The sequence below is a fragment of the Streptomyces anatolicus genome (assembly GCF_019400875.1).
Taxonomy (GTDB): Bacteria; Actinomycetota; Actinomycetes; order Streptomycetales; family Streptomycetaceae; genus Streptomyces; species Streptomyces anatolicus.
Window position 1 is genome coordinate 1 of the sequence record NZ_WMBF01000177.1, and the last position, 12531, is coordinate 12531.

Here is a 12531-nt window from a genome sequence, read left to right on the forward strand (position 1 = left end):
CGGATAGGCAGGAGTGCGGCTCCGGCGGCCGCGCGCCCGCAGCACGCCATCTTCCGCGAGTACGGAGGAACGTAACGATGCGTCATCTCCCCTCCCGCCCCCTTTCCCGAAGAGCGGCCGGATCGCTCGCCGCCGCCGTGTTGTGCGCCGGTGGCCTCGCCGCGCCCGCCGCCGCGCGTGACACGGCCGAGCGGCCCGCCGCCGACGGCGCCGCCGCGCGGCAGGCCGCCGTCGAACCGGACGTGCGGCTCCCCGACGGCCTTGCGGCCACTCCGCCCATGGGCTTCAACAACTGGAACTCCACGCACTGCAGGGCCGAGTTCAACGAAGCGATGATCAAAGGAATCGCGGACATCTTCGTCGAGAAGGGCCTGAAGAAGGCCGGTTATCAGTACGTCAATCTCGACGACTGCTGGGCACTTCCGCAGCGCGATGCCAACGGCAAGCTGGTCCCCGATCCCAAGCGTTTCCCGAATGGAATCAAGGCAGTCGCCGACTATGTCCACTCCAAGGGGCTGAAGTTCGGCATCTACACCAGCGCGGGCACGAAGACCTGCAACGAGGCCGGGTTCCCGGGCGCGCTCGGTCATGAGCGCAGCGACGCCCAGCAGTTCGCGGAGTGGGGCGTCGACTACCTCAAATACGACAACTGCAACAACCAAGGCGTGGACGCCAAGAAGCGGTACATCGCGATGCGCGACGCGCTCAAGGCGGCCTCCGAGACCACCGGCAGGCCCATCGTCTACAGCATCTGCGAATGGGGCGAGAACAAGCCGTGGGAGTGGGCCGCGGACGTCGGCCATCTGTGGCGCACCACCGGCGACATCAGCGACAACTGGAACTCCATGTTGTCGATCATGAAGAAGAATCTGCCGCTCGACGAGTACGCCGGTCCGGGGCACTGGAACGACCCCGACATGCTGGAGGTCGGCAACGGCGGCATGACGGACACCGAGTACCGCACGCACTTCTCGATGTGGTCGATCATGGCCGCGCCGCTGCTCATCGGGTCCGACCTGCGCAAGGCCACCCCCGGGACGTTCGAGATCCTCGGCAACAAGGAAGTCATCGCCGTCGACCAGGACCCGCTCGGCAAACAGGGCAAGGTCGTCTCCTCGCAGGACGGCAGGTGGGTCGTCGCCAAGGAGATGAAGGACGGCAGCCGGGCCGTCGCCCTCTTCAACGAGAGCGGCACCGCGCAGGCCGTCTCCACGACCGCGAAGGCGGTCGGGCTGCCCGGCGCCCCCGCGTACACGCTGCGCGACCTGTGGCGGCACAAGAGCTACCACACGGCGGGCAGGATCTCCGCGACCGTCCCCGCGCACGGCACGGTGCTGCTGCGCGTAGCGGCCGACGGCAAGTGGGCCTCGTACCCGCCCGCCGTGGAACTGGGCGTGGACGGCGGCGACTTCTTCGAGCCCGGCAAGCGCACGCCGCTCACCACGTCGGTCACCAACCTCGGGCGCGTACCGGCCCGCCAGGTGACCGCCAAGGTCGAGACGCCCGGCGGCTGGCAGGTCGACGCGACCTCGCCCACCACCGCCCGGTCACTGGCCCCCGGCAAGACCTTGCGCACGTCGTGGCAGGTCACCGCGCCGCAGGGCACCGCCCCCGGGTCGTACGACGTGAAGATCGCGGCGACCTACCGCTCCCCCACGGGCACGCGCGCCGACAACGTCCTGCCCCTGAACGCGCGGGTGGTCCTCGCGCCGCCCTCGGGCGCCTCGTCGCTCGGCGATCTGCCGTGGCTCTCGATGAGCAACGGCTGGGGACCCGTGGAGCGCGACACCAGCAACGGCGAGGGCGCGGCCGGTGACGGCAGGCCGATCACCATCGACGGGAAGGTGTACGCCAAGGGGCTCGGCGCGCACGCCGCGAGCGACGTCGCCTTCTACACCGGCAAGGCCTGCGAGAAGGTCACCGCGGAGGTCGGGGTCGACGACGAGACACGCACCGACGGCACGGTCGCCTTCGAGATCTGGGCGGACGGCAAGAAGGCGGCGTCGACGGGCACCCTCACCAACGCGATGCCGGCCCAGCCGCTCTCCGCGGACGTGACCGGCGCCCAGGTCGTACGCCTGGTCGTCACGGACGGCGGCGACGGGATCTACGCCGATCACGGGGACTGGGGCGGGGCGACGCTCCACTGCTGACGCGAGCGGCATGAGCGCGGCTGCGTAGGCGGTACGTGGGAGTGGTTCGGGTCCGCGTACCGCCTACGCACCCATCGCGTACCGCCTCAGCCGCCCCCCGTACCGCGTACCGCGTACCGCCTCAGCCGCCCACCGCGGAACGCGAGCCGACCGCCACGCTCGACGGGTCGCTGAGCGCTGCCGCCGCCGCGCCCACCAGACCCGCGTCCGTGCCCATCAGGGCGGGGGCCACGGTCAGGCGGCGTACGAACGACAGCGTGGCGTAGTCGCGCAGGGCACGGCGCAGCGGGGTGAAGAGGATGTCGCCCGCCTTCGCCACTCCCCCGCCGATCACCGCGATGTCGATCTCGACGAGCGTGGCCGTGGCGGCGATCCCGGCGGCCAGCGCCTGGGCGGCCCGCTCGAAGGAGGCGAGCGCGACGGGATCACCGGCGCGGGCGGCGTCCGCGACGGCGGCCGCCGAGGTGTCGCCGTCGGGCCCCGGGAGCCAGCCGCCCTCCATGGCGCGGCGGGCGATGTTCGGACCGCTGGCTATGCGCTCCACGCAGCCGCGCGCCCCGCACGGGCAGGGGTCGCCGTCGAGGTCGACGCTGATGTGACCGATGTGGCCCGCGTTCCCCGTGGGGCCCGGATGGAGCTTGCCGCCGAGGACGAGACCGCCGCCGACGCCGGTCGAGACGACCATGCACAGCGCGTTGTCGTGGCCCCGGGCCGCGCCCTGCCAGTGCTCGGCCGCGGTCATCGCCACCCCGTCGCCGACCAGGTGGACGGGGAGCCCGCCCGTCACCGCGCGGACCCGCTCCACCAGCGGATAGCCGCGCCAGCCAGGGACGTTGACAGGGCTGACCGTGCCCGCCGACGCGTCGACCGGCCCCGCGCTGCCGATGCCGACGGCGGTGACCGCGCGCCAGAGCCCGTCGGCGGTCAGCTCGCCGATGACCCCTTCGACCGCCCGCATCACCGTGTCGCCATCCTCGCGCGCGGGCGTCGGCCGCTGGGCGCGCAGCAGGATGCGGCCCCGCCCGTCCACCAGGGCGCCGGCGATCTTGGTGCCGCCGATGTCGAGTGCGGCGACGAGGTCCATGTGCATCTGTGTCGGGTCTCCTGGTGTAAGGGCAGGCCGGAGAGTGCGAAGGTCAGTCTCCCTCGCATCTGACAACGTTGTCCAGGCCCTATGCTCGACGCCACGTGCTCAGAGCCCGTGTCATGACACAGGCTCGCAGGGGGCGGCCGCCCGCCCCAGGACAATCCGTGGACGACAGGACAGGACAGCGCACCGTGGCCGACACCGCCGCCCGACGACCCGACAACCGCTACGGCAACCGTCCGACCATGAAGGACGTCGCCGCCCGCGCGGGAGTGGGCCTGAAGACGGTCTCGCGGGTGGTGAACGGCGAGCCCGGTGTCACCCCCGACACCGAGCGCCGCGTCCAGGAGGCCATCGAGGCCCTGGGGTTCCGCCGCAACGACAGCGCGCGCGTCCTGCGCAAGGGCCGCACCGCCAGCATCGGCCTCGTCCTGGAAGACCTCGCGGACCCGTTCTACGGCCCGCTGAGCCGCGCCGTCGAGGAGGTCGCCCGGGCGCACGGCGCGCTGCTCATCAACGGTTCGAGCGCCGAGGACCCGGACCGCGAGCAGGAGTTGGTGCTCGCGCTCTGCGCGCGCCGGGTCGACGGGCTCGTCATCATCCCGGCCGGTGACGACCACCGCTATCTGGAGCCGGAGATCGCCGCCGGGGTGGCGACGGTCTTCGTCGACCGGCCCGCCGGGAAGATCGACGCCGATGTGGTGCTCTCCGACAGCTACGGCGGCGCGCGGGACGGCGTCGCGCACCTCATCGCGCACGGCCACCGCCGGATCGGCTTCATCGGCGACCAGCCCCGCATCCACACCGCCATAGAGCGGCTGCGCGGCTACCGCGCCGCGATGGAGGACGCGGACATCCCCGTCGACGAGGCGTGGGTGTCGCTGGGCGTCACCGGTCCGGAGCGGGTCCGCGCGGCGGCCGAGGCGATGCTCTCCGGCCCGGAGCCGGTCACCGCGGTCTTCGCGGGCAACAACCGCGTGACCGTCACGGTCGTACGGGTCCTGGCCGCCCTCGACCGGCCCGTGGCGCTGGTGGGCTTCGACGACATCGAGCTGGCCGATCTGCTGAACCCCGGCGTGACGGTCGTCGCGCAGGACGCGGCGCAGCTCGGCAGGACGGCGGCGGAGCGGCTCTTCCGACAGCTGGACGGTGCGTCCGGGGCCCCGGAGCGGGTCGAGCTGCCGACGCGGCTCATCACGCGCGGATCGGGCGAACTGCCGCCTGCCGACTGATCGGCCCCTGTCCCCCTGGCCGCCTTGGGGGTCGCCCTCAGGGCCAGAGGACGACCGCGAGGGCGATCAGCGTGCCGAGGGCCACAAGGCCGCCGACGGCACCTGCGACGAGTGCGGCCTTCTGGGCGGCTGGCTTCTGTTCCCGCCAGCCCAGCTCCTCGGTCACACCCCGGATCAGTCGGTGCCCGTCGGCGGCGGAGAAGGAGTGCCGCTCGGAGCCGTCAAGGGAACGGCTCCATGTGCGGTACCGCGCCCGGCCGGTCTCCACGGTCTTCCGTGTGGTTCCGAACGGTCCTCGCTCGTGGGTGTGGACCACGTCCGTCAACGTGCACGTCCTCTCGGCCGGGTGCAGCACGACGCGGTAGGTGTGCACGCGGCGCCCGCCCGGCAGCGGGACGTCCACGACGAGGTCGAACCCCCGCTCCGTCCAGCGGTAGCGGTAGGGCGTGCCGGCCGTCGCGGCCGCGACGCGGGCGCGCAGCTCGTCGGCGGCGTGCGCGCCGGAGGGTTCGTTCATGGCTTCAGCAGGGTCGTGTCTTTCTCAGGGTCGTGGCTTCAGCAGGTGGGCAGGCCGGGCAGCGGCTTGTCGTTGTCGCCACCCTTGATGTAGACGTCGCTGACGAAGACGCCGGTGTTGCCGCTGTCGTCGTCCGTCTTCGCCCACCAGACGTTCGTCCACTCGCCGTGCGTCTCGCGGCGCCCCAGGTTCTGCTGGCAGAAGAAATAGTTCGTGCCCGCGTTGAGGGTGCCCACCTCGGTGCCGGAGGCGGTGTACGACTTCGCGGTGCGCCACACCGAGCAGTTGTACTTGCCGCCGCCGATGGGGTGGCAGACGGGGGCCTCGGCGGAGCCGCCGCCGCCCGGCTTGCTTCCGCCGGTCGGCCTTGAGGTGGGGTCGGGGCGCGAGGCGGGCTCGTCCCTGTCCTTGGTCTTGTCCCGGGTCTCCCCGGCCCCGCCCTTGTCGCGGTCCGTGCCGTCGGTGCCGTCCTTGTCACCGCCCTTGGAGCGCTTCGCGTCCGGTTCGCGGGACTTCCCGGCGCCCTGCCCGGCAGGCTTGGGACGCTTCGACTCGCCGCCCAGCGGGCCGCTGCTGCCGTCGTCCTCCGCCGAACCGGAACCGTCGGCCACGGTGTCCTGCCGTGCCTGGCTGCCGGTGTCGTCCTTGCCGTTCAGGAACGCGACGGCCGCTCCGGTCACCGCGAGCACCACGATCACGCCGACCGCCGCGAGCAACGCCCCGCCGCGGCGCGGGCGTTGCGTGGAGCGCGTCTCCCGGCGAGACGCGGGCACCGAGGCGGCGGACGCTCCCGGGTAGGCCCCGGCCGGTGAGGCCTGGGCCGGATGGGGCTGGGCCGAAGAAGGCTGGCCCGAGGATGCCTGGACCGGGTGCGCCTGCCCCGGGGACGGCTGGCCCGAGGACGCCTGCCCAGGGGCCGCCTGTCCCACCGAAGGCGGCGGCCCGAAGCCCGGCGGTGGCGTGTTCGGGATGCTGCGCTCGGTGCCCGGGCGCGGGCCGAACCCGGCCGCGCGCCCCTGCCCCTCTGGCCCCATCGCGGCGACGCCGTCGAGCAGCCGCCGTGCCGCGTCCGCGTCGGGGCGCGCCTGCGGGTCCTTGTCCATGAGCTGCCGCAGTACGGGGGTCAGCGGGCCCGAGCGGCGCGGCTCGGGCAGCGGGTCCACGACGATCGCGGTGAGCGTGGACCACGTCGACGTACGGCGGAAGGGCGAGGCGCCCTCGACCGCGGCGAACAGCGTGGCGCCGAGCGCCCAGACGTCCGAGGCGGGGCCCGGGTCGTGGCCCTGGGCGCGCTCGGGCGCCAAGTAGTCGAGCGAGCCGACCAGTTCGCCGCTGCGTGTGAGGTGCGTGGCCGAGCCGTCGCCGGGGTCGTCCATCGTGGCGATGCCGAAGTCGGTGAGGACGACGCGGCCGCCGCTCTCCAGGAGGATGTTCCCCGGCTTCACGTCGCGGTGCAGCACGCCCACGCGGTGGGCGGCGGCCAGCGCCTCCATGACCTTGGCGCCGATGGCCGCGGCCTCGCGAGGGTCCAGGGTGCCGCGCTCGCGCAGCACGTCGTCGAGGGAGGGGCCGTCGACCAGCTCCATGACGATCAGGGGCCGTCCGTCGACCTCCGCCACGTCGTGCACGGCGACGACTCCGGGATGGCGCACGCGGGCGGCCGCGCGGGCCTCGCGCTGCATCCGCAGGCGCAGATCGGCCAGCTCCGGTCCCGCCACGTCCGTATACGTCCGCAGTTCCTTCACCGCGACCTCGCGGTGCAGCACCTCGTCGACCGCGCGCCATACGACGCCCATGCCGCCGCGGCCGAGCTGCGCCACCACGCGATAGCGCCCGGCGAGGAGTCTGCCCGCCTCGCCCGTCTGTTCCTGGTCCCCCGACAACACCGCTGCCCCGTCCGTCTGACGCCACTTCTGTGGCGTACAGACTAAGGCTCGGCACCGCCCGGTTCCCCCGCGCCTCCCCAAGCCGCACAGAGCGCGGCATCGACCCGGCAGACGAACCCTCCCGCCCGCGCCGCGCGCCTGCGGGACTCGTCTCTCCCCCGCCAGCAGAATCGCCTTCCGGACAGGCGAAATGAGGTCTTTGCCATGCTTCGACCGCCGCTGGCTGCCGCAGCCCTCTCCGTGGCCACCGCTGTCTGCCTGACGGGGGCGGCGCCCACCGCGGCGCGCACCGCCCCCGTGGCAGGGGAACCGGGTCAGGCGTCGGTACGGGCCGCCGAGCGGAAGGCCGTGCAGGACTACCACTGCGGTGTCCTGCGCGACTTCAAGCCGCCCACGTTCGTCTCCGTCTCCTGCTGGGCGGGAGGGTCGCCGATGAAGTTCTTCCGCGCGGTCGCCGACTGCACGAACGGGCGGGTGTACGGCGAGTGGGCGCAGACGAACAACTACGTCTACCGGAAGACGTCGACAGCGCGGTGCGCTCCGGGCACCCGGCTGACGCGCCACGAGACCGAGTGGCGCGACTGGTGAGCGCCGGCGCGGCCCCCGCGCCGGGCGTTACTTGCCCGAGGCCGTGAGGTCGCCGCGGCGCGGGCCCGCGAAGCCCTGGAGGCGGGCCAGGGTCAGGCCGGTGAGCCGGGTGACCTCGCTCGCGTCGAGGGCGCCGCAGTCGAGGCCGCGCAGCAGGTAGCCGGCGAGGGCCTTGGCGGTGGCGGGCTCGTCGGCCACGTCGCCGCCCTCGTGGTGCCCGGCGTAGGCGGCCAGGCGCGCGGCCGCGGCCCGGAAGCCCTCGCGGTAGAAGGCGAAGACGGCGGCGTAGCGCGTGGGGATGTGGCCGGGGTGCATGTCCCAGCCCTGGTAGTAGGCGCGGGCCAGGGCGCGGCGGGTCAGGCCGTAGTGCAGCCGCCAGGCGTCGTGGACCTTCTCGGTGGAGCCGACGGGCAGGACGTTGGTGGAGCCGTCCGAGACGCGGACCCCGGTACCGGCGGCGGCGACCTGCATGACGGCCTTGGCGTGGTCGGCGGCGGGGTGGTCGCTGGCCTGGTAGGCGGCGCTCACGTGGAGGCAGGCGCTGTAGTCGAAGGTTCCGTAGTGCAGGCCGGTGGCGCGGCCCTCGGCGGCCTGGATCATGCGGGCCACGGCGGCGGTGCCGTCGGTGGCGAGGATGGACTGGCTGGTCTCGATCTGGATCTCGAAGCCGATGCGGCCCCGCTCCAGGCCGCGCGCCTTCTCGAACTCCTCCAGGAGGCGCACCATCGCGGTGACCTGCTCGGGGTAGGTGACCTTGGGCAGCGTCAGGACGAGTCCGTCGGGCAGGCCGCCCGCCTCCATGAGGCCGGAGAGGAAGATGTCGAGGGTGCGGATCCCCCGGTCGCGTACCGCCTCTTCCATGCACTTCATTCGGATGCCCATGTACGGGGCCGCGGTGCCGTTCTTGTACGCCTCGGCGATCAACCGGGCCGCGCGGGCGGCGTCCTGGTCCTCGTCGGCACCCTTGTAGCCGTCCTCGAAGTCGACGCGCAGGTCTTCCACGGGCTCGCGCTCCAGCTTGGTCCGTACGCGCGTGTAGACGGCGTCGGCGAGGTCGTCGTCCAGGCCGAGGACCGCGGCGAAGGAGGCGGCGTCCGGGGCGTGTTCGTCGAGCATCTCCAGGGCCTTGTCGCCCCAGGCGCGGATGGTGCCGGCGTCGAACCGCTCACCGGGGACGTACACGGTGTGGACGGGCTGGCGCGTGCCGGGGTCTCCGGGGTAGCGGCGCTCCAGCTCCGCGTCCACGGGGGCGAGGGAAGCGCTGATGCCCTCGCTGACCGCGCCGGCGAGGCTCGTCGCCACCTTCTCTTGCTGACCCATTCCCGCATCCTCCACACGCTCGGTGCCGCGCCCGGCAATTCCGCTCCACGGAATCAACAATCCGTATAGCGAAGCTATCTGTGACCTACGTGCTGGTCAACACCTTCCCGTGTCCTGCATCTGTAGCCAATCCGTAGCCGACCGTGCCGGTTCACGCGTGTCCCGGGCCCTGTCGGCGGCCGATGCGGACAGTCTGTGGCCCATATCCTCCCCCGCCTCCGGCGCCGGCCGCGCGGAGCGAATCCAAGGAGCCTGTGTGCCGATCGACTCCCCCTTTACGCGCCGCTCCGGCCTGCGGGCCGCTCTCGCCGCCGCCGTGGCGCTCCCGCTGGCCGGCACCGCGCTCTCCCCCCGGCAGGCCCACGCCGCCGCGGCGCCGGAGGCCCGCCTGGACGTCATGTCGTACAACGTCCGCTTCGCGAGCAACAAGCCGCCGCACACCTGGGCCGAACGCCGCCCGGCGACAAAGGAGATGCTGCTGCGCGCCCAGCCGCACATCATCGGCACCCAGGAGGGCCTCTACTACCAGTTGCAGGACATCGAGAACGACATCGGCTCGCACTACGACTGGGTCGGCACGGGAGTCGGCGGCGGCAGCCGCGACGAGTTCATGGCCGTCTTTTATGACAACCGCCGACTGTTCCCGCTCGAATACGAACACTTCTGGCTCTCGGACACCCCGTACACCATCGCCTCCAACACCTGGGGCGCCAACTCCCCCCGCATGGCCACCTGGGTGCGCTTCCTCGACCTGATCACCAACACCCAGCTCTACGTCCTCAACACGCACCTCGACCACGTCAGCCAGAACGCGCGCGAGCGTTCGGCGACCCTCATGGCCGAGCGCATCGCCCTCATGAAGACGAGCACACCGCTCATCGTGACGGGGGACTTCAACGCGACGGCGCACAACAGCGCCGTCTACACCACGATGCTGGGCGCCGGTCTCATCGACACCTGGGATGCCGCCAAGGAACGCGGCCCGGCATACGGCACGTTCGGCGGGTACAAGCCGCCCGTCGTCGGGGGCGGGCGCATCGACTGGATCCTGACGAGGCCGTCGGCGCAGGTCCACTCGGCGTCCATGAACACCTTCTCGCTCGGCGGGCAGTACCCGAGCGACCACCTGCCCGTGCAGGCGACGCTGACGCTGTGACGCGCGAAGGCCCTCACCCCGCGTGGCGCGGGGTGAGGGCCTTCGTACCGACGGGGAGGGGTCAGCCCTTGCGGGCCTTGACCTCTTCGGTGAGGGCCGGGACGACCTCGAAGAGGTCGCCGACCACGCCGTAGTCGACGAGGTCGAAGATCGGGGCCTCGGCGTCCTTGTTGATGGCCACGATGGTCTTCGAGGTCTGCATGCCCGCGCGGTGCTGGATCGCGCCGGAGATGCCGGAGGCGATGTACAGCTGCGGGGAGACCGACTTACCGGTCTGGCCCACCTGGTTGGAGTGGGGGTACCAGCCGGCGTCGACCGCGGCGCGCGAGGCGCCCACGGCGGCACCGAGCGAGTCGGCGAGCGCCTCGATGACCGCGAAGTTCTCGGCGCCGTTGACGCCGCGGCCACCGGAGACCACGATCGCGGCCTCGGTCAGCTCGGGGCGGCCCGTCGACTCGCGCGGGGTGCGCGAGACGACCTTGGTGCCGGTGGCCTGCTCGGAGAAGGAGACGGTCAGCGCCTCGACGGTGCCCGCGGCCGGGGCGGCCTCCACGGCGGCCGAGTTCGGCTTGACCGTGATGACCGGGGTGCCCTGGGTGATGCGGGACTTGGTGGTGTACGAGGCGGCGAACGCGGACTGCGTGGCCACCGGGCCCTCGTCGCCGGACTCCAGGTCGATGGCGTCGGTGATGATGCCGGACTTGATGCGGACGGCGAGGCGGGCGGCGATCTCCTTGGCCTCGGCCGAGGACGGCAGCAGCACGGCGGCCGGGGAGACAGCGTCGTACGCGGCCTGGAGCGCGTCCACCTTCGGTACGACGAGGTAGTCGGCGAACTCGGGGGCGTCGGCGGTGAGGACCTTCACGGCGCCGTGCTCGGCGAGCGTGGCGGCGGTGGCCTCGGCGCCCGCACCGAGGGCGACGGCGACGGGCTCGCCGACGCGGCGGGCCAGGGTCAGCAGCTCAAGGGTGGGCTTGCGGACGGCGCCGTCCACGTGGTCGACGTAGACGAGAACTTCAGCCATGGGACTTCAATCTCCTGCGAGTGCGAAGAATCTGGGGGCGGTGGGAAAGGTGACCGAAGCTCAGATGAACTTCTGGCCCGCGAGGAACTCCGCGAGCTGCTTGCCGCCCTCGCCCTCGTCCTTGACGATCGTGCCGGCGGTGCGGGCCGGACGCTCGGTGGCGGAGTCGACCTTGGTCCAGGCGCCCGCGAGGCCGACCTCGTCGGCGTCGATGTCCAGGTCGTCCAGCTCCAGGGCCTCCACCGGCTTCTTCTTGGCGGCCATGATGCCCTTGAAGGACGGGTAGCGGGCCTCGCCCGACTGGTCCGTCACGGACACGACGGCCGGCAGCGCGGCCTCCAGCTGCTCGGAGGCGGCGTCGCCGTCACGGCGGCCCTTGACGGTGCCGTCCTGGACGGAGACCTCGGAGAGCAGGGTGACCTGCGGGACGCCGAGGCGCTCGGCGAGGATCGCCGGGAGCACGCCCATGACGCCGTCCGTCGACGCCATGCCGCAGATGACCAGGTCGTACCCGGTCTTCTCGATGGCCTTGGCGAGCACCAGCGAGGTGCCCATGACGTCGCTGCCGTGCAGGTCGTCGTCCTCGACGTGGACGGCCTTGTCGGCGCCCATGGAGAGCGCCTTGCGCAGCGCGTCCTTGGCGTCGTCGGGGCCCACGGTCAGCACGGTGATCTCCGCGTCGTCCGCCTCGTCGGCGATCTGCAGCGCCTGCTCGACCGCGTACTCATCCAGCTCCGACAGCAGGCCGTCGACGTCGTCGCGGTCGACGGTCAGGTCATCGGCGAAGTGCCGGTCGCCGGTGGCGTCGGGCACGTACTTCACACAGACAACGATCCTCAAGCTCACGCCGGCTCTCCTACTGCATCGTCTTTACTGGGCTGCTGCCTAGGCATTTGGCTACTGCCTCACCAGGCAGCATAGGCGCCTGAAGCGGCGGATCCCGGTCGGGGCGGCCCCCGCTCCGACCGAAATATTACTCATGAGTACACCCAGTTCATTCCCGCTGAGCAAGCGCTTTGAACTGTGACCTTCCCAACGCTCCGTAGTCGCGCGAAGTGCCCGGCTCCGGGAACTCTCAGTCGCGCAGCGCGTTGAAGCGTCCCTGGTGGTACAGGAGCGGACTGCCCTCGCCCGCGGGGTCGCCGACGACGGCCTCCGCGAGCACGAGGCGGTGGTCGCCCGCGGGCACCCGCGCCACGATCCGGCAGACCAGCCAGGCGAGCACGCCGTCGAGCACGGGCACGCCCTCGGGCCCCTCGTGCCAGCGGGTGGGCGCGCCGAAGCGGTCGGCGCCGCTGCGCGCGAAGGTGGCGGCGAGATCCTGCTGGTGCTCGCCGAGTATGTGGACGCCGACGTACTCCGCCTCGGCGACCGCGGGCCAGCTGGAGGCGCCCGTGCCGATGCCGAAGGAGATCATCGGCGGCTCGGCGGAGACTGAGGTGAGCGAGGTGGCGGTGAAGCCGACGGGGCGGCGGCCGTGCGCCGCGGTGATCACGGCGACCCCCGCGGCGTGTCGCCGGAAGACCGAGCGCAGCAGGTCGGGGGTGGCGGTCGCGGGGGTACCGAGG

11 protein-coding genes are annotated in these 12531 nt (G+C 72.3%); 4 read left to right on the plus strand and 7 right to left on the minus strand.

The genetic code is table 11. From position 1 onward, the window contains the following. Window positions 1-77: 77 nt before the first annotated feature. A complete protein-coding gene (locus GKQ77_RS17410) occupies window positions 78-2153 on the plus strand; it encodes an NPCBM/NEW2 domain-containing protein (RefSeq protein ID WP_219689697.1) in 2076 nt (691 codons plus the stop codon). Window positions 2154-2274: 121 nt separating this feature from the next. On the opposite strand, the gene GKQ77_RS17415 is transcribed toward GKQ77_RS17410, so the two are convergent. Next, window positions 2275-3243, minus strand: coding sequence for an ROK family protein (locus GKQ77_RS17415; RefSeq protein ID WP_219689698.1), 969 nt, complete (start codon window positions 3241-3243; stop codon window positions 2275-2277). A 161-nt stretch (window positions 3244-3404) separates the two neighbouring features. Here GKQ77_RS17415 and GKQ77_RS17420 point away from each other — a divergent pair, with 161 nt between their 5' ends. After that, entirely contained in the window at window positions 3405-4472 is a 1068-nt protein-coding gene (locus GKQ77_RS17420) for a LacI family DNA-binding transcriptional regulator (RefSeq protein WP_219689699.1), read from the plus strand. A 37-nt stretch (window positions 4473-4509) separates the two neighbouring features. On the opposite strand, the gene GKQ77_RS17425 is transcribed toward GKQ77_RS17420, so the two are convergent. Together GKQ77_RS17425 and GKQ77_RS17430 are read right to left on the minus strand one after the other, a co-directional pair. After that, window positions 4510-4989: a hypothetical protein gene (locus tag GKQ77_RS17425; RefSeq protein WP_219689700.1), complete on the minus strand. Its 480-nt coding sequence runs from the start codon at window positions 4987-4989 to the stop codon at window positions 4510-4512. Window positions 4990-5027: 38 nt separating this feature from the next. Then, window positions 5028-6875 carry a serine/threonine-protein kinase gene (locus GKQ77_RS17430; protein WP_219689701.1) on the minus strand — a complete coding sequence of 616 codons (1848 nt, stop codon included), beginning with the start codon at window positions 6873-6875 and terminating at the stop codon, window positions 5028-5030. Between the two features lie 204 nt (window positions 6876-7079). On the opposite strand from GKQ77_RS17430, the gene GKQ77_RS17435 reads away from it, so the two are divergent. Beyond that, complete coding sequence (locus GKQ77_RS17435) at window positions 7080-7463, plus strand: hypothetical protein (RefSeq protein ID WP_219689702.1); 384 nt, start codon at window positions 7080-7082, stop codon at window positions 7461-7463. Window positions 7464-7490: 27 nt separating this feature from the next. On the opposite strand, the gene GKQ77_RS17440 is transcribed toward GKQ77_RS17435, so the two are convergent. Beyond that, the gene (locus tag GKQ77_RS17440) at window positions 7491-8783 is read right to left on the minus strand and encodes a DUF6986 family protein (RefSeq protein ID WP_219689703.1); all 1293 of its coding nucleotides are present in this window, start codon (window positions 8781-8783) and stop codon (window positions 7491-7493) included. A 256-nt stretch (window positions 8784-9039) separates the two neighbouring features. Between GKQ77_RS17440 and GKQ77_RS17445 the strand changes: the two genes are divergently transcribed. After that, window positions 9040-9939 (plus strand): endonuclease/exonuclease/phosphatase family protein, encoded by a 900-nt coding sequence (locus GKQ77_RS17445; RefSeq protein WP_219689704.1) that lies wholly within the window; start codon window positions 9040-9042, stop codon window positions 9937-9939. Between the two features lie 61 nt (window positions 9940-10000). On the opposite strand, the gene GKQ77_RS17450 is transcribed toward GKQ77_RS17445, so the two are convergent. From GKQ77_RS17450 to GKQ77_RS17460, 3 genes are all read right to left on the minus strand, one after another. Continuing rightward, complete coding sequence (locus GKQ77_RS17450) at window positions 10001-10963, minus strand: electron transfer flavoprotein subunit alpha/FixB family protein (protein ID WP_219689705.1); 963 nt, start codon at window positions 10961-10963, stop codon at window positions 10001-10003. Between the two features lie 60 nt (window positions 10964-11023). Next, window positions 11024-11809, minus strand: coding sequence for an electron transfer flavoprotein subunit beta/FixA family protein (locus GKQ77_RS17455; RefSeq protein ID WP_219689706.1), 786 nt, complete (start codon window positions 11807-11809; stop codon window positions 11024-11026). 229 nt (window positions 11810-12038) lie between these two features. Next, a partial coding sequence (locus GKQ77_RS17460; protein WP_219689707.1) for a flavin reductase family protein occupies window positions 12039-12531 on the minus strand: 493 nt, incomplete at its 5' end.

Excerpts from the sequence above, each read along its gene's own strand:
- GKQ77_RS17415 (WP_219689698.1), bottom strand. The coding sequence starts at position 3,243 with ATGCACATGGACCTCGTCGCCGCACTCGACATCGGCGGCACCAAGATC.
- GKQ77_RS17425 (WP_219689700.1), bottom strand. The coding sequence starts at position 4,989 with ATGAACGAACCCTCCGGCGCGCACGCCGCCGACGAGCTGCGCGCCCGC.
- GKQ77_RS17435 (WP_219689702.1), top strand. The coding sequence starts at position 7,080 with ATGCTTCGACCGCCGCTGGCTGCCGCAGCCCTCTCCGTGGCCACCGCT.
- GKQ77_RS17410 (WP_219689697.1), top strand. The coding sequence starts at position 78 with ATGCGTCATCTCCCCTCCCGCCCCCTTTCCCGAAGAGCGGCCGGATCG.
- GKQ77_RS17440 (WP_219689703.1), bottom strand. The coding sequence starts at position 8,783 with ATGGGTCAGCAAGAGAAGGTGGCGACGAGCCTCGCCGGCGCGGTCAGC.
- GKQ77_RS17450 (WP_219689705.1), bottom strand. The coding sequence starts at position 10,963 with ATGGCTGAAGTTCTCGTCTACGTCGACCACGTGGACGGCGCCGTCCGC.